The sequence below is a fragment of the Stappia sp. 28M-7 genome (assembly GCF_014252955.1).
Taxonomy (GTDB): Bacteria; Pseudomonadota; Alphaproteobacteria; order Rhizobiales; family Stappiaceae; genus Stappia.
Map to the genome: position 1 here is coordinate 1449036 of NZ_JACMIA010000001.1, position 21518 is coordinate 1470553.

General features: G+C 69.8%; 2 protein-coding genes (1 of these 2 only partly in view). Both read left to right on the top strand.

What is annotated here, in order from left to right; translation table 11 throughout:
* Positions 1-1073 carry the 3' portion of a flavin-containing monooxygenase gene (locus H7H34_RS06435; RefSeq protein ID WP_185924634.1) on the top strand. Its footprint begins 262 nt before the window's first position, so 1073 of the gene's 1335 nt are visible here — the last part of the coding sequence; its start codon lies off the left edge, out of view; it ends in the stop codon at positions 1071-1073.
* Positions 1073-21394 carry a non-ribosomal peptide synthetase gene (locus H7H34_RS06440; RefSeq protein ID WP_185924635.1) on the top strand — a complete coding sequence of 6774 codons (20322 nt, stop codon included), beginning with the start codon at positions 1073-1075 and terminating at the stop codon, positions 21392-21394. The genes H7H34_RS06435 and H7H34_RS06440 overlap by 1 nt, the downstream gene beginning before the upstream one ends.
* Positions 21395-21518 lie beyond the last annotated feature (124 nt).

Sequence of the window (21518 nt, forward strand, 5' to 3'; positions counted from 1 at the left end):
GCGACTATGCCCGCGCGCATGGCATCTACGACCGTGCCCGCTTCAACGCGGCGGTCGAGCGGCTGGAGCCGGTAGCGGGCGGCTGGACGCTTCGCTCGGCTGCCGGGCACTTTGAAACCTACCGACTGGTCGTGGTCTGCAACGGGCTGCAGCGGGTGCCGCGCCTGCCCGATACGAGCGGGCTCGGCACCTTCGCCGGCACCATCCTGCATGCGCGCGACTACAAGAGCGCCGAGCAGCTCAAGGGGCAGCGCGTGCTGGTCGTCGGCGGTGGCAATTCCGGCTGCGACATCGCTGTCGATGCGGTGCGCACGGCTGCTTGCGTGCATCACAGCACCCGCCGCGGCTACTACTACCAGCCCAAGTTCATCAACGGGAAGCCGACCCCGCAATGGATGATGGAGCTCGGCAACAAGTTCGCCACCCGCGAGGAGACGCTGGCCTATATCGAGGAGGTGTTCCGCTTCGCCGGCTATGATGGCGCCGACTACGGATTGCCGCGCCCGGACTATCCGCTCGACGCGGCCCATCCGGTGATGAACTCGCTGATCCTCTATCACATCGGCCATGGCGACATCGTGCCGAAGGGCGACATCGCCTCGCTCGAGGGCAACACGGTTGCCTTTGCCGATGGCAGCTCGGGCGAGTTCGACACGATCCTTTTCGCCACCGGCTACAGCCGCGATTTTCCCTTCCTCGACCGGGACCTGCTGGAGTGGAAGGGCGAGATCCCGGACCTCTTCCTGCATTCCACCCCGCGCAATCACGACACCCTGCTGTTCATGGGCTTCATCAATGCGGCCGGCGGGCTCGGCGACGGGCTCAAGACGCAAGGGCTCTTCGTGCGCAACTATGCCCGGGCCCTCTTCGCCCGCAGCGCCGGGCTCGGCCGCTTCCTGGCAGCGAAGAAGACCGACCGGCCTGACCTGGGCGAGGGCTATTTCATCGACAGCTACCGCCACCAGTGGGAGGCGGATCTGTGGAAGCTGCTGTCCCACATGCGCCGCTATCGCGACATGCTGGCGGAAGGGGATCCGGCACCGGGCCGCGACCTGACGGAGACGCTGGCTTGATGACCGACGACCGGCGGCCCGAGGACCTGAAGGCGCGGATGGCGCGGCAGCTCGAACAGGAGCTGGTCGAGCGCGCCCGTGCGCGCGCCGCCTCGCGCCGGCCGGAGCGTGATCGCGTGAACGAGCCGTCAGCGCCGGCAACGCTGTCCGCCCGGCTTGCCGAAGACGTCCACCGGCTGGCATCCGAGGCCTTGCGCATCCCGCAGGACAAGCTCGATCCGACGGAAAACCTCGCCAATCTCGGCATCGACTCCATCGCGATCACCGAGGTGATGGCGCGCATCTCCCGCCATTTCGCGATCACCGTCGCGCCGACGACCTTCTTCGAGGCAAAGCACCTCGACGATCTGGCGGCGATCCTGCTTGCCCGCTACGGCAAGGCGGTGGAGGCTGCCTATGCCGCCCGTGCACCCGAGCCGGCTCCGGCCCAGCCGGCTTTGACGGTCGCCCCGCCGCACTCGCCTCCGACGGCTGAAACCGATGGAGCCGCCGATGTGCCGGAGGATTGGCTCGCCCGCCACCGCGCCTTCGCAAAGGGGCAGGTGATCGCACGCGTCGGCGAAGCGGCGCGGCCCGTCCAGCAGACACTGGCGACCGCGACCGAGGAGCAGGTGCCCATCGCGGTGATCTCGATGGAGGGGCGCTTTCCGCAAAGCCCGGATCTCGAGACCTTCGCCGCGCATCTGGCGGCCGGGGATGACTGCATTGAGGAAGTGCCGGCGGACCGTTGGGACTGGCGGGCCGTCCATGGCGATCCGAAGAAGGGGCCTTTCACGGATGTGAAATACGGCGGGTTCACGCCGGGGCACGACCTGTTCGATGCTGCCTTCTTCCACATCTCGCCGCGCGAAGCCGAGCTGATGGACCCTCAGCACCGGCTGTTCATGGAATGCGTCTGGAGCCTGATCGAGAAGGCCGGCCATGCACCCGGCTCGCTTTCCGGGCGCAAGGTCGGGCTGTTTTTGGGCATCAACCTGCTCGATTACACCGACATGGTGAACCGGGCCGGCATCATGGATGCCCAGCAGCTTACCGGCCTCGGCCACGCCTTCTGCCCCAACCGGCTGTCCTTCCTGCTCGACATTCACGGGCCGAGTTCGGTCATCGATACGGCATGCTCCAGCTCGCTCGTGGCCATCCACCGCGCGATCATGAGCATCCGCCATGAAGGCTGCGAGATGGCGATTGCCGGCGGCTCGAACCTGATGCTGTCGCCGATGCAGCACATCATGTTCTCGCAGGTCGGGATGATCACCCCCGACGGGCGCTGCAAGACCTTCTCGGCGGCCGCGAACGGCTATGCCCGTGCCGATGGTGTCGGCGCGGTGCTGCTGAAGCGGCTCGACCTTGCAGAGCGCGACGGCGATCCGATCCTCGGCGTCATCCGTGCTTCCGTCGAGCATCACGGCGGGGGGGCAACCTCGCTGACCGCGCCGAACCCGAAGGCACAGGCTCGTCTGGTGGCGGAGGCGCATCGCCTTGCCGGCATCGATCCGCGCAGCGTCAGCCTGATCGAATGCCACGGCACCGGCACTCCGCTCGGCGATCCGGTCGAGGTGGAGGGGCTGAAGACCGCCTTCGCCGAGCTTTACCGCGAGCATGGCCTGCCCGCGCCGGCCGTGCCGCATATCGGCCTCGGCTCGGTCAAGTCGAACATCGGCCATGCGGAAACGGCGGCGGGTGTCGCCGGGTTGATCAAGGTGCTGCTGGCCATGCGTGCTGGCACGCTGTTCCGCACGCTCCATTGCGAGGAACCGAACCCGCTTCTGCAGCTGGAGGGCAGTCCCTTCTATCTGCTGCAGGCTGCCCGACACTGGGACCGTCCGGTCGTCGACGGGATCGAGCAACCACGCCGTGCCGGGCTCAGCTCCTTCGGCGCGGGCGGCGCCAATGTCCACATGGTGATCGAGGAATATTGCGGGCCGCAGCCTGTGCTGGCGCCCGTCTCGTCTCCAATGATCGTGCCGCTGTCGGCCCGCACGCCGGACGCGCTGGCCGATGCCGTCCGCCGCCTGCGGCCGCATGTGGCCGGCGCTGATCTCGGCGACCTTGCCTGGACGCTTCAGGTCGGGCGCGACGCGATGCGCGAGCGGATCGCCTTTGTCGCCCGCGATGCCGAGGATCTCCTGCGCCAAATGGATGCCGTGCTGGCGGGGGCGGATGGCGACGCGCTTCGCGGTTCTGTTCCGCGCGGACGGCGCGCTGACGAAACGATACTCGACCCCATCGGCCGCGATACGCTCGAGATTGCGCGTGCCTGGGTCGGCGGCGCCGACGTCGACTGGCGGCAGCTGCATGCAGGCACGACGCGTCGGCGCCTCGCGCTCCCGTCCTATCCGTTCCAGCGCAAGCGCTACTGGCTGCCGCTGCAAGCCGCGCCGGCGGCGCCTGCATCCGGTCTTTCACCGAGCCAGGTTGATGCCGGTACGTTCGAGATCGATCTGACGGGGCGCGAGTTCTTCCTCGCCGACCACCGGATCGGCGGGCGGCCGGTCCTGCCCGGCGTTGCCTATCTGGAGCTGGTGCGGGCTGCCGCGGTGAAGGCGGGCCTGACGCGGCCGCTCCTGCGGCAGGTCGTCTGGATGAGCCCGCTTGGCGTGGAAAGCCCCGTTCGCGTGCGGGTCGTCTTCACGCAGGCCGCCGATGGCGCCCGCCGCGCCGAGGTTCTGAGCGTTGCGGCCGGCGAGGAGCCGCGCCTGCATGCGCAGATGATGGTGACGGACGCTCTCGCCGCGTCCCCTGCGGCGGTTGATCTGGCGGCCCTGAAGCTGGCGCATCCGCGCATGATCCCGGCGGAGCGGGTCTATGCCGCGTTCGATGCCATGGGCCTTGCCTATGGGCCGGGGCACAGGGCGATTGCCTCTCTTGCCCTTGGACCCGGCGCTGATGGTGAGCGCTCGGTACTGGCCCGCCTTCGCCTACCGGAGGCGATAGCGGCGACGGCCAGCGCCTATTCTCTGCATCCCAGCCTGATGGACGGTGCGTTCCAGGCGGCCATTGGCCTTGTCCTTGAGGAGGACGGGACCGCGCCGAAAGGGGCAGCGCTCCCGTTCGCCATAGAGGCCGTCGAGATCTTCGGGCCGCTGGAAACAGACCTTTGGGTGCATATCCAGCCGCGCCCTGCATCCGGCGGCGATCCCCGCACGCGGCGCATGGATCTCCTGCTGCTGGACGATGCCGGAAACGCACGCGTTGCCCTGCGCGGCTTCGCGACCCGCAGCTATGTCGATGCGCCGCCTCAGGACACGCCGTGCTTCATGCCGACCTGGCGTCCGGTGGAGGGGCAAGGTGCGGCAAATCTAGCCGGCCGGCACCTCGTTCTCGTCGCGCCGGATGCTGTCAAACGCGACGACCTTGCGCCGCATCTCGTCGCCGCCGAGGTCGTCGAGCTCGCGGGCGATCCCGCAGGGGATCCTGCCGCGCGGTTCGAGGCAGCAACGCTGCAGCTGCTCGATGTGCTGAAGGCGCAGTCCGGCCGCGCCCTGGTGCAGGTGGTCGTGCCGGGCGGGGAGGGGCGGCAGGCGCTCTCCGGCCTCGTCGGCTTGCTCCGCAGCGCCGCGCGCGAGCATGCTGGGCTGAACGGACAGCTGATTGCGTCGGAGCCGGGTGTCGATGCGGCATCGGTCGCCGCGCACCTCTTGCAGGTCGCCGGCCATCTTCCGCTCGACAGCTTCCGCCTTGGGGCGGGTGGCCTTGAGGCTGAAACCTGGGAAGAGCTTGGGGAGGAGACGCGCAGCTCGCGCGGCGAGGGGGCGCTGCCGCTTCGCGCCGGTGGCGTTTATCTGATAACCGGCGGAACCGGCGGTCTCGGTCGGCATCTGGCGCGGGCGATCCTGGCCTCGGCTCCGGGTGCGAAGGTGGTGCTTGCCGGCCGCCGCGCCGTCGCGGCGCTTGCCGGGGACGGGCTGTCCCATGCCACGGCCGACCTGTCCGACGCACAGTCGGCGCAGGCACTGGTCGACGGCATCCGCGCGCGACATGGCCGCCTCGACGGAGTGTTCCATGCTGCCGGCGTGCTGCGCGACGAGGCTCTGCAGAAGAAAACGGCGACGCAGTTGCGGGAGGTCTTCGCGCCGAAGGTTCGAGGCCTCGTCAATCTCGACCGGGCACTGGGCACGGCTCCTTTCGACTTTCTGGTTCTCTTCTCCTCGATTTCGGGTGCGCTGGGAAATCCAGGACAGGCCGACTACGGCGCGGCAAACGGCTTCCTCGACGGTTTCGCCGAGGACCGCGAGGCACGGCGCCGGCGCGGCGCGTGTCAGGGCCGCACGCTCTCCATCGCCTGGCCGTTGTGGCGGGACGGGGGCATGGGCATGGATGCCGCCACCGAGGCCCTGATGCGCCGGACCACCGGCCTCGTGCCGCTTGAAACCGCCGCCGGCGTCAACGTGCTGGCCGCCCTGCTGGCCGACGAGATCGCGCCGGGCGCCGCCCGCGTGCTGGTCACAGCGGGCGAACGCGAGCGCATCCGCGATCTCGTTGCCCGCACCGCAGCTCGCCCGCAGGCAAGGGCCGAGAGCGTGCCGAAGCCTGCCGTCGCCCCAAAGGTCGACACGGGCGATCTGCGGCAGCGGGTTTTGCGCGCGGTCTCCGAGGAGGCCGGTGCGATCCTCAAGGTCGCGCTCGACGATCTCGATCCGGATGTGGAGCTGACCGAATACGGGTTCGATTCCATCAGCTTCACCCAGTTCGCCAATCGGCTGAACGACCGCTTCGGCCTCGACCTGACGCCGACCCTGTTCTTCGAGCATCCCGTGCTGGAAACGCTCGCGGAGCATCTGGCGGATCGTCATCCCCACGAGATGGTCGCCGTTCTGGGCGGTGCACCGGCGCCGCAAGTGGCGCCGCCGGCTGTCCCGGATATCCCTGCGGCTGTCGTCTCGCGGGTGCAGGTGCCTGGGGCCGTCGCTGAGACTGCCTCCGGCGCCGTTGCCATCATTGGCATGAGCGGCATCTTCCCCGGCGCCCCGGATGTCGCCTCCTTCTGGCAGAACCTCGTCGAGGGTCGCGATAGCATTTCCGAGGTGCCGGCCGAGCGCTGGGACTGGCGCGACTGGTGGGGCGATCCGCAGCGCGAGCCCGGCCGCACCAATGTGAAATGGGGCGGCTTTATCGGAGAGCGGCTTGCGGAGTTCGACGCCGCTTTCTTCGGTATTTCCGCGCCCGAAGCCCGCATGATCGACCCGCAGCAGCGGCTGTTGCTGACCGAGGCCTGGCGGCTGATGGAGGACGCCGGTTACGCGCCCTCGCATCTTGCCGGCTCCCGCACCGGCGTCTTCCTCGGCACGGCGGACACCGGCTACAGCCGGTTGGTCGCAGCGTCCGGCAGCGGCGTCGAAGGCTACTCGATGACGGGGCTCGCCCCCTCGCTCGGGCCCAACCGGATCAGCTACTACTACGATTTCCATGGCCCCAGCGTTGCCGTGGAAACCGCCTGTTCCAGCGCGCTGGTCGCCGTCCACCGCGCGGTCGAGGCGATCCGCTCCGGCCACTGCGATGCGGCGATTGCCGGCGGCATCAACGCCCTGCTGCTGCCGGAAGCCTTTGTCGGGTTCTCGCGTGCGGGCATGCTGTCGCCCGACGGGCGCTCCAAGCCGTTTTCCGATGCGGCCAACGGCTATGCGCGGGGCGAGGGTGTCGGCCTCGTGTTCCTCAAGCCGCTGGAGGCGGCCGAACGCGACGGCGACGACATCATTGCCGTGATCCGTGCCTCGGCGGAAAACCACGGCGGCCATGCCGCGTCCCTGACCGCGCCCAATCCGAAGGCGCAGGCCGAACTGCTGCGCACCGCCTATCGCGCCGCAGGGTTCGATCCGCGCACTGTTGGCTATATCGAGGCGCACGGCACCGGCACGCCGCTCGGCGATCCGATCGAGGTCGAGGCGTTGTCCGCCGCCTTCACCGATCTCGCGCGAGAGGCGGAAGGGCGCTTCGGCGCAGGCGCCGCGCCGTCCTGTGGCATCGGCTCGGTCAAGTCGAACATCGGCCATCTGGAGCTCGCCGCCGGAATTGCCGGGCTGATCAAGGTGCTGCTGCAGATCCGGCACGGGAAGATGGCAGCGACGCTCCATTGCGACCGGCTGAACCCGTATCTCAAACTGGAGGGTAGTCCCTTCTTCGTCGTGCGCGAGGCGCAGGAGTGGCCCCGCGTCCGCGATGCGTCGGGACGCGAGCTGCTGCGCCGGGCGGGCGTCAGTTCCTTCGGCTTCGGCGGCAGCAACGCCCATGTCGTTCTGGAAGAGCACGTCGCCGCGCCGGTTGCGCAGCCGGCCGAAACCGGCGGGCCGGCCGTCTTGGTCCTCTCCGCCCGCAGCGAGGACCAACTCCGGACGATGGCGAGCGATCTGCGCTGCCATCTCGACGAGGCGGGAGAGGCGGTGTCGCTGGCCGATGTCGCGCACACGCTGCAGGTGGCGCGCGATGCCATGGAGCACCGCCTGGCCTTCGTCGCCAGCGGGCGCGACGACGCGATCAGGCGGCTGGATGCTTTCCTTGCCGGCGAGGAAATGGGCGGACTGCATCTCGGCCGGGTGCGGGCGAACCGTGCCGTCATCTCGGTTCTGGAGGGCGACGTCGATCTCCGGCAGGCAGCGGCCGGCCTCGTCTCTCGCGGCCGGCATGATGAGTTGCTGGCGCTTTGGGTGCGCGGTCTCGATGTGGACTGGACGCAGCTTCCCGGCAGCGCGGGACGCAGGCGCGTGCGGCTTCCGGGCTATCCTTTCGCCCGCACGCGCCACTGGGTGCGCGGCAGCGAAGGCGCGCCGGCAAGGTCGGCAAGCCCGCTGCTCGATGGAAGCGAGAGCTTTCTGCGCGATCATCTTGTCGGCGGCCGCAAGATCTTGCCGGGTGTCGTCCAGTTCGAGCAGGTCAGGGCCGAGCTGGAACGACGCGGCCTTGCCGGGCTGCCGCTGGAATTCACCGGGCATGTCTGGACGCGTCCGGTCGCCGTCGACGGGGCGCCCGTGCGGCTAGAGGTAGAGTTGGGGGAGGCCGGCGACAGCTACCGTATCCTGACCTCTGGCCATGAGGGCCGGCAGGTGCATGGCGAGGGCCGCGTTCGCGCCGCGCCGGACATTGTGTTGCCGCCGGTCGATCTCGACGCCCTGCGCAGGCGCATGCCTAGAACGGTCGATCCGTCCGGTCTCTATGCGCGGTTCGCGGCGCTGGGTCTTGGTTACGGGCCTGCCCACCGACCGATCACCAGCCTGGCGACCGGTGAGGGGCGCGTGCTTGCGCGGCTGGAGCTTCCGGCAGCAGTGACGGGCGGCATGGCCTTGCATCCGTCCATGCTGGACGGCGCGCTGCAAGCTTTGCTGGCGCTGCCCGCGGACGACGAGGCCGCGCTCGCCGTTCCCTATGCGCTGCGCCGTCTCGTCGTGATCGGCCCCACGGAGCCTGTCATGTGGGCGGTCTGCGAACGGGACGGGGCCACGCATACCGTGCGCCTGTGCGACGCGACAGGCTGTGTTCTTGCGCTTTTCGAGGGCTTCTCCGCCCGCACGGTCAGTCCGCCGCCGGCTGGTCGGTCGTCGGTCGCGCCGCCGCCTTCGGCTCGTCCGGAGACGGTCGCAACGGCAGTGCTCGACCGCGTGACCGCAATCGCCGCGCGCGTCCTGGAAGTCGATCCCTCCGTTCTCGACACGGAGACGGAGCTCGGCGAATTCGGTTTCGATTCCATCACGATGACCGGCTTCGCCTCCGCCATCAACGACGAGCTCGACCTCTCGCTGACCCCGGCGGATTTCTTCGAGTTCGCAACGCTGGCGCGCCTTGCGCGGCATGTCGCGGGTCTGGTCGGGGCCGATTTCGTTGCAGCGCCGGCTCTTGCAGATCCGCAGCCCGCTGTTGCGGATCTGCCACCCGTGGTCGACGCGCAGCGTCCTGCCGCAGACGACGCCTTTGCCGCAGACGACCCGGTCGTCATCGTCGGCCTGAGCTGCGCCTTCCCGATGGCGCGCGATGCCGGCGCTTTCTGGCAGAACCTCGTTTCGGCGCGCGACTGCATCACCCGCATACCGCCCGACCGCTGGGACTGGCGCGACATCGACGGCGACCCCAGGGAGGAGCCGGGCCGCACCAACATCCATTGGGGCGGCTTCATCGACGGCGTGTTCGAGTTCGATCCGCTGTTCTTCGGCATCTCGCCGCGCGAAGCCCGGCTGATGGACCCGCAGCAGCGGCTGATGATGATGCACGCCTGGAACGCCATCGAGGATGCCGGCCACGCGCCGGGCGATCTCGCCGGGCGCAAGGTCGGCATCTTCGTCGGCACCTCCACCAGCGGTTACCGTGATCTCGTTGCGGGCGACACGGGCGGCGACGGCTATGTGGCGACAGGCGCGGTGGCGTCCGTCGGGCCCAACCGCATCAGCTATTTCCTCGACCTGCACGGGCCGAGCGAGCCGGTGGAGACGGCCTGTTCCAGCTCTCTAGTCGCCCTGCATCGCGCGGTCCGCTCGATCCGCGACGGCGACTGCGAGATGGCCCTGGTCGGCGGGGTGAACACCATCGTCACGCCGGAAGCGCATATCAATTTCGCCAAGGCCGGCATGCTTGCGCCGGACGGGCGCTGCAAGACCTTCTCGGCGCAAGCCAATGGCTATGTTCGGGGTGAAGGCGCCGGCATGGTCCTCCTCCGTCGCCTGTCCGATGCGCTGCGCGACGGCGACCCGATCCTCGCGGTCATCCGAGGCACGGCGGTCAATCACGGCGGCCGCGCCAACTCGCTGACCGCGCCGAACACGCAGGCGCAGGCCGATCTGCTGCGTGCGGCCTATCGGGACGCCGGCATCGACCCGTCGACCGTCGGCTATGTCGAGGCGCACGGCACGGGAACTGCCCTCGGCGACCCGGTGGAGATCAACGCGCTGAAGGCGGTCTTTGCCGGCGACCGGGTGCAGGGCTCCTGCGGCATCGGCTCGGTGAAGACCAATATCGGCCATCTGGAACTCGCCGCCGGCATCGCAGGCCTCGCCAAGGTGCTGCTGCAGATGCGGCATCGCCGTCTGGTGCCGAGCCTCCACTGCGACACGCTGAACCCGTATATCGAGTTTGCCGGCTCCCCGTTCGAGGTCGCCCGCGAGGGCCGGCCGTGGACGGCGCCGCGCGATGCCGCAGGCCGCGAGCTGCCGCTGCGGGCGGGCGTCAGCAGCTTCGGCTTCGGCGGGGTCAACGCCCATGCGGTGCTGGAGGACTATCCGTCGGCGCCGCAGTCTGCCGCAGCACTTGGCCCGCAACTGATCGTTCTTTCTGCCCGCGATGCGGCGCGCCTCCGCGAGCGCGCGAGCGACCTTGCCGAGGCACTGGAAGCCGGGTCTTTCACCGATGCCGACCTGGCCGACATCGCCTTCACGCTGCGCGTCGGCCGCACGCCGATGAAGCAGCGGCTGGCATTCGTCGCGCACTCCCTGGCGGACGCCTTGCGCATGCTGACGGCCTATCTCGGCGGCGCATCTGCCCCCGGCCTTCTGGTCGGAGACGATGCCGCATCCGTCCGCGGCCCCGTGTCCGAGCCGGCGAGCCTTGAGGATTGGGCCGGGCATTTCGTGACCGGCGGCGACCTTTCCGGCTTCGCGGAAGCAGCCGGCCCGCGTCGCCGCATCCGTCTGCCGGGCTATCCCTTCGCCCGCGACATCTACCGTGCCGGCGGCGGCGCTATGCGTGAACAGCCTGCAGACACGGCACGGGGGGAGGCGGTCACTGAAGAGATCGGCGCTCCTTTCACCCGCCGTCTCGAGGCCTCGGCCTTCTACCTGCACGATCATCGCTTCCGCGACATGCCGATCCTGCCGGCCGCAATGGGGCTTGAGCTTGCGCGCAGCGCTTTCGTCGCCGCCGGTGGGCGCGATCTCGTGCGCCTGGATAATGTGACATGGCGCCGGCCGCTGGAGCTCGCCTCCGGCTCGGTCGAGGTGCGGCTGCCGCTGGAAGATGGCGAGGCCGGCTCAAGGGGCTTCCGCCTGCTTTCGGGAACCGACACCGAGCACATGCGCGGCAGCGTCGTGGCCCTGCCGGCCGGCTCGGCCCCGGCGCCTCTCGACATTTCGGCGCGGCGCGGAAACTGCCCGGCCGTGCTCGACCGCGACTGGCTCTATGCGAGCTATGCCGCGCTCGGCCTGTCCTATGGTCCGGCCTTCCGCTGTGTGGTCGAGATGCAGGCCGGCGACGGCGAGGCGCTGGCCCGCCTGCGGCTGCCGGAGGCGGCGCGCGGCGAGACGTTCCATCTCCACCCGTCGATGCTCGATGCTGCCTTCCACGCGGCGCTCGGCCTCTTCCACGGAGAGCCCGGAGGGACGGCGGCGCTGCCCTTCGCGCTGAACCGGATGGATGTCTTCGGCCCGACGGACGAGGAGATGTGGGCGCATCTGCGCGAGCAGCCGGCAGCCGATGGTCTGCGCCGCATCGACATCGATCTCGCCGACAGCGCGGGCACCGTTCGCGTCGCGATCCGCGGTTTCACCCTGCGTCTGGTGAGGGGAGCGCCGTCGCCGGAGGAGATCCGCTCGCCGGCGAAACCGGAAACCTCCGCCTCGCTGGTCACTGCCGCCGAGCGTTACCTTGCGGAGGTCGTCGCGCGCGAGACGGAGGTTCCGCTCGGCGAGATCGACCCGCAGGCCGCTCTTGAGACCTACGGCATCGACTCCCTGCTGATCACCCGGCTGACCGACGAACTCGGCAAGGTGTTCGGCCCGCTCTCCAGCACGCTGTTCTTCGAGCACCAGACGATCGCCTCACTGGCCGGCCATTTCGCCTCCGCCCATGCGGAAAAGTTCTCGGAGATCGTGGGAGCCGCGCCGGTCGATACGGCCCCGGCGACCGTTGCTCTGGCTGCGGCGCCCGTTCGCGAGCGTACGAGCGGCGCAAGGGACGAGCCCATCGCCATCATCGGCCTTGCCGGTCGCTACCCCGGCGCGCGCGATGTCGAGACGTTCTGGGAGAACCTCGCCGCGGGGCGCGACTGCATCACCGAGATTCCGGCCGAACGCTGGGACCATGCGCGGTTCCACGATCCGGAGGGGCGGGGCGGGCTGCCGCGCGGCAAGTGGGGCGGGTTCGTCGACGATTTCGACCGTTTCGATCCGCTCTTCTTCAACATCTCCCCGCGCGAGGCGCCCTATCTCGATCCGCAGGAGCGGCTCTTCCTGCAATGCGCCTGGGAAACGCTGGAGGATGCCGGCTACACCCGCGAGAGCGTGGCGCCGTCCGGCGATGGCGTTGCGGGAGGCGATGTCGGCGTCTTCGTCGGCGTCATGTACGAGGAGTATCAGCTCTACGGTGCGGAAAGCACTGCCGCCGGCCGGCCGCTCGCCCTGTCCGGCAGCGCGGCCTCTATCGCCAACCGGGTCTCCTATTTCTGCGATTTTCACGGCCCCAGCATGGCCGTGGACAGCATGTGCTCGTCGTCTCTGACGGCGATCCATCTTGCCTGCGAAGCCCTGCGTGCCGGCGATTGCAGCATTGCCCTTGCCGGCGGCGTCAACCTGACCCTGCATCCCAACAAGTATCTGGCGCTGGCGCAGGGGCGATTCCTGTCGAGCAGCGGGCGCTGTGAGAGCTTCGGCGAGGGCGGCGACGGCTATGTGCCGAGCGAGGGCGTCGGCGCGGTGCTGCTGAAGCCGCTCTCACGCGCCGTTGCCGACGGCGACCGCATCCATGGCGTCATTCGCGCCTCGGCGCTGAACCACGGCGGCAAGACCAACGGCTACACCGTGCCGAACCCGCTGGCTCAGGCGGGGGTCATCGGCCGCGCCATGCAGCGCGCGGGCGTCGCGGCCGAGGACATCGGCTATGTCGAAGCGCACGGCACCGGCACCAGCCTCGGTGACCCCATCGAGATCGCCGCCCTGTCCCGCGCCTATCGCCGGGAGACAGAGGCTTGCGGCTTCTGCGCCATCGGCTCGGTCAAGTCCAACATCGGCCATGGCGAGAGCGCGGCCGGCATCGCCGGCCTGACCAAGGTCCTGCTGCAGTTCCGCCATGGCCGGCTGGCGCCTTCGCTGCATTCGGCAACGCTCAACCGCGAGATCGATTTCGCCGCCTCGCCCTTCCGCGTCCAGCAGCGCCTGGAAGACTGGCCGCGGCGGCGGGACGGGCAGGGCAACGAGCTGCCGCATCTTGCAGCGCTCTCCTCGTTCGGCGCAGGCGGGTCGAACGCCCATCTGATCATCGAGGACTACCCGGCACCCGCTCGCCGGGAGGTCGCGCCCGCCCGTTCGGTCTATCCGTTCTCCGCCCGCGAAGCGGGACAGTTGCAGCAGGTGCTAGAGCGGTTCCGCGCGCGCCTCGACGCCATGCCCGAGGCGGATCTTCCCGCCGCCGCCGCGACCCTTCAGGAGGGGCGCGAGGCCTTCGAGGAGCGGCTTGCCATCGTCGCGGGCGACAAGGCGGACCTGGCCCGTCTGCTGGACGCTGCGCTTCAGGGAGGCGAGGGGGGCGGTATCTGGCGCGGCCGTGCCCCGCGCAATCGCACCGAGGATACGCTGCCCGCATCGCTCGAGGCCGCGGCTGCCGCCTGGGTCGGCGGCACGCGGGTGGACTGGCGAAAGCTGCGCGGTGGCGCCCGCCCTATTCCTATCGGCCTGCCGACCTATCCCTTTGCCCGAGAGCGCTATTGGTTGCCCGAGGGGGCCGCCGCCGCGCCTCGGACGCCAGCGCCAGCCCCGGCCCCCGCCTTGCCGTTGCTGTTCCGTCCGCACTGGCAGGAAAAGGACTTGCCCGCCGCTGCCTTGGCTTCACTGGGCCGGCATGTTGTCGTGCTGTACGGGGCGACGGACGACACGGCCTCCCGCCTGCGTTTGCAAATGCCGCAAGCCCGGATCGTGCAGCTGGAGAGCCAGGGTGCGGACGAGAGCGAGCGCTTCGCCGATCACGCCGCCGGGCTGCTTGCCCTGCTCAAGGACGTGGCGGCGAGCCGCGTGGATGCCACCACTTTGCAGCTCGTGCTTCCCGCCGCGGACACGCTGGCCGAAGGGCTTGCCGGACTGCTGCGCTGTGCGCGCCTGGAGCATCGGACCCTTGCCTGTCAGGCGATTTCGCTCGACCTAGCCCGGCCGGATCTGGCCGGATTGCTGGCGCGCGAGGCCGCAGTTGCGCAGTCCGATCACGACATTCGCTACAGCCGGGACCAGCGTCTCGTGCGGAGCTGGCGGGAGGTCGAGGCCGACGCCCAGGCACTGGCCGTGCCGTGGAAGCCGGACGGCGTCTATTTGGTCACCGGCGGAGCCGGCGGCGTCGGGCTGCATGTCGCCGCCGATATCGTCGCCAAGGCGCCCGGCGCGACTGTCTGGCTCACCGGCAGATCCGCGCGCCCGGCCGCGCTCGAGGAGACCCTTGCCCGCTTCGGGCCGCGCGCCGTCTACCGTCAGGCGGATGTCGCGGATAAAGCCGCGATGCGGGCGCTGGTCGCGGAGATCCGGGCAACGCATGGCCGTCTCGATGGCGTCATACATGCCGCCGGCCTGACCCGCGACAACCTGATCGCCAACAAGTCCGAGGCCGATCTGCGTGCGGTCCTCGCGCCCAAGGTCGCCGGCACTCTGGCGCTCGATGCGGCGCTCGGCGGCGATCCGCTCGACTTCCTTGTGCTCTTCGCCTCCGCGTCCGGTGCCCTCGGCAATCCCGGGCAGGCCGACTATGCCGCGGCCAACGCCTTCCTCGATGCCTTCGCGCAGGAGCGCAATCGCCGGACCGCGCGCGGCGCGTGCTGCGGCCGCACGCTCTCCATCGACTGGCCCTATTGGCAGGATGGTGGCATGCGCCTTCCCGGAGCGGTGGTCTCCGCGATGGAGCGGCAGGCCGGCGCCGTGCCGCTTGCCACCGAAGCAGCGCTTGCAACGCTTGCTTTCGGCTTGCAGCATTCCGGCGAAGACCAGCTCCTCGTGCTGTCGGGCGACAAGAGCCGTCTGCGCGAGCTCGTGCAGCCGTCGGACAACGCAGCGGTTGCCTCTGCGCCGCCCTCCCGCCCAGCTGCGATGCCCGCTCGCGCGGCGGAGGTGAAGAGCACTGCCGTTGAAGTTGCGAGCGGTGCCGTTCTCGATGCGGTGCGGGCGTGTTTCTCGCAAGTCCTGAAGATCCCCGCCGAGCGGCTGGGGGCGGACGAGACGATCGACCGTTTCGGCGTCGATTCCGTCTCGGCGCTGGACATCGTGGCAGCGCTTGAAACGCGCTTCGGCTCTCTGCCGCAGACGCTTCTCTTCGAACATCCGACCATCGCGAGGCTGGCCGCGGAGCTCGAGGCGATGGGTCGGGGCACGGTCGCGAGCGTTAAGGAGGCGCCGACTCCCGTGCCGGTCCCGGCAGTTCCTGCCACCGCTTCCAATGGCATCGCTGTGATTGCCGTTGCCGGACGCTTCCCCGGCGGGCGAACGGTGGAGGAGTTCTGGCAGGCGCTGGAAGAGGGGCGCGACTGCGTTCGCGAGGTGCCGGCAGAGCGCTGGGATGTCGAGACGAACTGGTCACCGCGCAAGGGCCAGCCCCTTGCCAGCCATTGCCGTTGGGGTGGCTTCATCGACGACGTCGACCGGTTCGATGCCGGCTTCTTCGGCTACAGCCCGCGCGAGGCGGCGCTCGCCGATCCGCAGGAGCGGCTGTTTCTGGAAACGGCCTGGCACCTGCTGGAACGCGCCGGCCACACGCGCGCCTGGCTGGGCAAGCGCTACGGCAACCGCGTCGGCGTCTTCGTCGGCGCCATGTACCAGCACTACAAGGCGCTGGAGATGGATGCGGAAAGCCGGGCGCTGCTGCTGCTCTCGTCCTATTCGGCGATTGCCAACCGCACCTCGTTCTTTTTCGACCTGCAGGGGCCGAGCGTTGCCGTCGACAGCATGTGCTCCTCCGGGCTCCAGGCCGTGCATCAGGCCTGCCAGAGCCTTGCGACCGGCGAGTGCCGGCTGGCGATAGCCGGCGGCGTCAACCTGTCGCTGCTGCCGGAAAAATATGTCGGGCTCAGCCAGGCCGGCCTCGTCGGCAGCCATTCCGCCAGCCGCAGCTTCGCCGGCGGCGACGGCTACCTGCCGTCCGAGGGCGTCGGCGCGGTGCTGCTGAAGCCGCTGGCCGATGCGTTGGCCGACGGCGACACCGTGCTTGCCGTGATCCGCGCCAGCATGGCCAATCATGCCGGCCATTCCGCCGGCTATGCGGTGCCCAATGTCGATGCGCAGGCCCGTCTGCTCGCGGAAAATCTCGAGGCGGCGGGCATCGATCCGCGCTCCATCGGCTATGTCGAGGCCGCCGCCAACGGCTCATCCATCGGCGATGCCATCGAGCTGAGGGCACTGGGCCGGGTCTTCGCGGGTGCGCAAGGCATTCCGCTCGGTTCGGTGAAGGTCAATGTTGGCCATGCGGAGGCCGCCTCCGGCATGGCCCAGCTCACCCGGGTCCTGTTGCAGTTTCAGCATCGCCGTCTAGTCCCGTCGCCCGGCCTGCCGGGCCTTGAAGCCGCCGGCTCTCCCTTCGCCGGAACGCCCTTCGTGCCGCAGCTTCAGGCCGAGCCTTGGCGTCCGCGCATCGTCGACGGCGAGGCGCAGCCCTTGCGCGCGAGCGTCAGTTCCTTTGGCGCCGGCGGGTCCAATGTTCACCTGGTGCTGGAGGAAGCACCCGCCTCAGCGTCTGCGCAGCGCTGTCCTGAAGCCGCAGGTCCGTTCCGCTTCCCCGTTTCGGCGCGCACGCCGGACCAGCTCGCAGCGATGCTATGGCAACTCGCTGCCTTCGTGAGGGCCACGCCGGATGTGTCGCTGGACCGCCTGTCGCGCACGCTGCGCTTCGGCCGCGAGGCGATGGCCTGCGGCGTCGAACTGACCGCCTCCTCGGTGGACGAACTGGCCGTCGGGCTGGACGCTGCCGCGACCGATCCATCGATGACGCCTTTGCCGCAGATGGACGAGGAGGGCGACCGGCGCGGCCTGCTGGTCCTGCCCGGTTATCCCTTTGCCCGCGAGCGCCACTGGATCGGCAGGCTGCCGGAGGCATCATCTCCGGAACTGGAGCCGACATCGGCGCCAGGCAGCACCGCGAGCGGCAGCGCACCTCTGGAGACGCTCCGGCAAACGGTTGCCGCCGTCCGGGGCGTGTTGCCCGCGCAGGTTCCCACGGATCGGCCGCTTCGCGACCTCGGCGTCGATTCCATGGGCTGGATGCGGCTGGTCTACGCGGTCGAAGAGGCGCACGGGCATGCGCTGACCCATGACGATCTCGACCGGCATCCGACGCTTTCAGCGCTTGCCGCCAGCATCGCGGCAAAGGAGCCGGCGGCGCTGCCGGTGGAAGCGCCCACGGTGAGGGACGGTCCCTGGCAGTCTCCGCTTGGCGAGGGACAGAAAGGGCTCTGGGTCCTCCAGACGCTCTATCCCGGCCGGACGGACTACAACGTGCCGGTGGCCTTCCGCGTGAGCGGCATCGACGAGCAGGCCCTGTCCCGCGCCTGCCTTTGGCTTTGCGAGAGCTTCCCGGTGCTGACCGCACGCGTTGCGGGGCAGGGCGAGAGGCTGGAGGCCGGCGCCGCGCCGCGTCTTGCGACCTTCTCCATCCCCAAGGAAATCGAGCCGGCTGAATTCGCCCGCCGCCGGCTGGCGCGGCCTTTCGACCTCGCCACAGAAGCGCCGGTGCGCTTCGAGCTGCTGCAGGGCGGAACGCTCGGGCCCGACGAGAGCCTGGTCCTCGTCACTTTCCATCACATCGCCATCGACGGCGCGTCCGCTGCCGTCGCCGCCCGTCTGCTCTGGCAGGCTTACGCGGCCTTCGCCTCCGGCGGAACGCCGCCTTCTGCTGCTGCCGCCAACCGTGCCGACTATGCGGATTTCATCGCCTGGGAGCGTGACCTGCTCGCCTCGACGCGCAGCGAAGAGCAACTTCGCTACTGGCGCGAGACGCTGTCCGGCGAGCTGCCGGGGCTCGACCTGCCGGCCGATAGGGACGCTCTGGCGGCGGAGACCGGTCGCCGCGATGGCGTGGTGGAGCAGCGGTTGCCTCGGGCGCTGGTCGCCCGCATGCGAGAAATCCTGCAGGAGCGTGGCACCAGCCCCGCCGCCTTTCACCTCGCGGTTCTCTCGGTGCTCCTCTACCGCCACACCGGCCAGGAAGACCTGATTGTCGGCGTGCCGACACTGCGCCGGCCGCAGCGACGGTTCGAGGAAACCATCGGTTACTGCGCCAACATGATGGCGCTGCGCATTGCCGTCGACGGCGAGCTCCCGGCCGCTGCACTGCTCGACACCGCACAGCGCGCGCTGGGCGAGGGGATGGCCCGCGCCGATGTGCCTTTTGCCACTGTCGCGCATGGACTCGGCGGCGCGGCCGACGGGCGGGCACCCTGGCAGGTCGGCTACGCCTACCAGAACTTCCCGCAGGGCACTGGCATCGATCTGCCACCGGAGCTCGGCCGGGTGGAACATCTGCCGCAGATCCGCCAGCCGGGCGACACGCCCTTCGGCCTTGAGGTCTACGAGGAAGGCGGGGGCCTCCTGCTGGTCGCGAGTTTCGACGGCGAACGGTTTGCCACCTCCCGGATCGAGCGCATGCTCGGTCACTACCAGACGCTCGCCAGCGCGATGCTCGATGATCTCGAAACGCCGCTCGGCGAGCTCGCCATGCTCACTCGGGCCGAGCGCGAGCGAGCGCTCTACAGCTGGAGCGCGGCAACGGAGGCTGCGCCGCCGGCAGGGCTGGTTCACGAGTGGATCGAGGCCCGCCTGCGGCAGGCGCCGTCCGCCGAGGTTCTCGGCGGTCAGGGTGAAACGCTCACTGGCCGCCAGCTCCAGCGGCAGGTCGAGCGCCTGTGCCTCACCCTCACGGCCTGCGGCATCCGGCAGGGCGACCGCGTTGCGGTGCTCGCCGGGCGCGAGGCGGGCGGCATTGCCAGCCTGCTGGCGGTGCTGTCCATCGGCGCGGTCTGGGTGCCGCTCGATCCTGATCACCCGGACGAGCGGCTGTCGCTGATCCTGCGCGATGCAGGCGCCACGCTGGTCCTGGCGCCGAAGGGGCTGGCCGCCCGCGCGCGCAAACTGGCTGCGACCGGGACGCGCATTGTCCGGCTCGACCGCGACGGCTGGGACCTGCGCCCGCAGTTGGCTCGCCGCCGTCCCGTCGTCCTGCGACCGGAGGACCCGGCCTACATCATCTACACCTCGGGCTCGACAGGAACGCCCAAGGGCGTGGCCGTGTCCCACGGCGCGCTTGCAGGTCACTGCCGGGCGGTCGTCGATCACTATGGCCTCGGCGAGCGGGACGCCGTGCTGCAATTCGCCTCGCCCGGGGTGGATACCGCGCTGGAGCAGATCCTGCCGGCTCTGGCGAGCGGCGCCCGCCTCGTCCTCGGCGGCACGGCCGTCCGTGCGCCCTCGGACTTCCTGAAGCTGCTCGAGCGCGAGCGCATCACCGTCGCCGACCTGCCGCCGGTCTATCTGCGCGAGCTGTTGCAGGCCTGGAAGGCCGGCGGGGCCGACCTGTCCGGGCTCTCCCTGCGCCTGCTGATTTGCGGCGGCGAGGCGCTGGGCCCGGATGTCGTTGCACTCTGGGCCGACAGCGGGCTCAAGCGGGCGCGCCTGCTCAACGCCTATGGCCCGACCGAGGCGACGATCACCGCCCTCGTGCACGATGTGGCGCCGGACGACCGCGGCGCTCCCGTGCCCATCGGCCGGCCGCTGGCCGGCACCCGGATCTATATTCTCGACCGTCACGGCAATCCGGTGCCCGACGGCGTCGTCGGCGAGTTGCATATCGGCGGCGCCCGCCTTGCCATCGGCTACCACGGCCGCGACGACCTCACGCGCGAGCGCTTCGTCTTGCGCACCATCGATCCCGGCGAGCCGCCGGTGCGTCTCTATCGCACCGGAGACCTTGCGGCCTTCCTGCCGAACAGCGGCGGCACGGTCGCCTTCCACGGCCGTATCGACGATCAGGTCAAGATCCGCGGCTTCCGCGTCGAACCGGGAGAGGTCGAGGCGGCCCTTGCGGCCGAGGGGCTGGGCGAGGTCGCGGTACTGGCGGAAGCGGATGGCGAGGGCAGGGCCTTCCTTGTCGCCTTCGTGGCGGTGCCCGAGGCGGGCTTCGATGCGGCCGCCTTGCGGGATCGGCTTTCCGCGCGCCTGCCGCTGCACATGTTGCCCTCGGTGATCCACCGCATCGATGCGCTCCCGGTCGGGCCCGGCGGCAAGGTCGACCGGCGGGCGCTGCGCAGACTGGCCGAGCGGTCGGCCTTACCGCAGGACGCCGCTGAGGCCGATGACGTGCCGGACGAGGTGGAGACCCTCCTGCTGGAGGTCTGGGCGGGGGCTTTGAACAGGAATGCCAAGGATCTGCGGCGCGGCGACAGGTTCGCCGAAAGCGGAGGCGACAGTCTGGCCGCCGTGCGTCTGCTCGGAGGGATCGAGCGCAGCTTCGGCGTCACCCTGTCCGTCTCCGATCTCGGCGCGGCCGCAACGCTGGGCGAACAGGCCAGCCTGCTGCGCCGCCGTCTGCCGGCAGACGCCATCCCGCGCAAGGCAGATGCCGCGGGCATGCCATCGCTGATCGTGCCCCTGCGCGTCGCGCGACGGGACGATGCTCCGGCGCTGTTCCTCGTGCATCCGGTTGCCGGCACCGTGGCGTGCTACGCCGGCCTTGCCGCCGCGCTACCCGAAGGCTGGTCCGTCTATGGCATTCGCGCCTCTGGCCTCGTTGCGGGGGAAAGTCCGGCGATCACCGGCCTGCCTGCCATGGCCTCGCACTATGTCGAACAGCTGCGCGCCATGCGTGCGAAGGGGCCTTACCGCCTTGCCGGCTGGTCGATGGGCGGTGTGCTCGCCTTCGAGATGGCGCGTCAGCTGGAGGCCGCCGGCGAGCGCGTCGACTTCCTGGCTCTGCTGGACAGCTACACGCCGCAGGAGCTTTCGCGCATCGAGCCCTGGCTTGTCGGCGATGCCGCGACGGGAGAAACGGCGGAGCAGGCCTGCCGGACGGCCTTCGTCCGCGATCTTCTGGGCGGGGAAGCCCTGGCGCTTGCCGCAGGCGACGACCTTGCCGGTCAGCTGCTGGCGTCCCCGGCCTTCACCCGCCGGCATCCCGGCATGAGCGCTGGGGACCTGCGCCGCCTCTTTGCGGTCTTTGCGGCCAACCAGGCGGCGCTGGCGGAATATGAGCCGGCCTCCTGTGCGGCGCCGCTGACGCTGGTTCGCACGGAGCAGGGGCTGGCGCGGTTCGGAACAGCGGCCTGGCAGGCGCTTGCCGGTGGCGGCTTCGTCCTGCACGAGACCGGCGGCGACCACCATGGCTTCCTGCAGCCGCCGCATCTTCAGGGTTGGGCGGGGCGCCTTTCGCAGGCCCTTGCCGGACTGGCGGCACGGGCATGAAAAATCTGGCAATATGGGCGAGGGTCCAGGCATGCCGGCCTTGCAATCGAGAGCAAGAACCCGGCTTATAGCAGGCTGGAACCACGGCTGGGCCCGCCCTATACTGCCGTCCTGTTCACTGTAA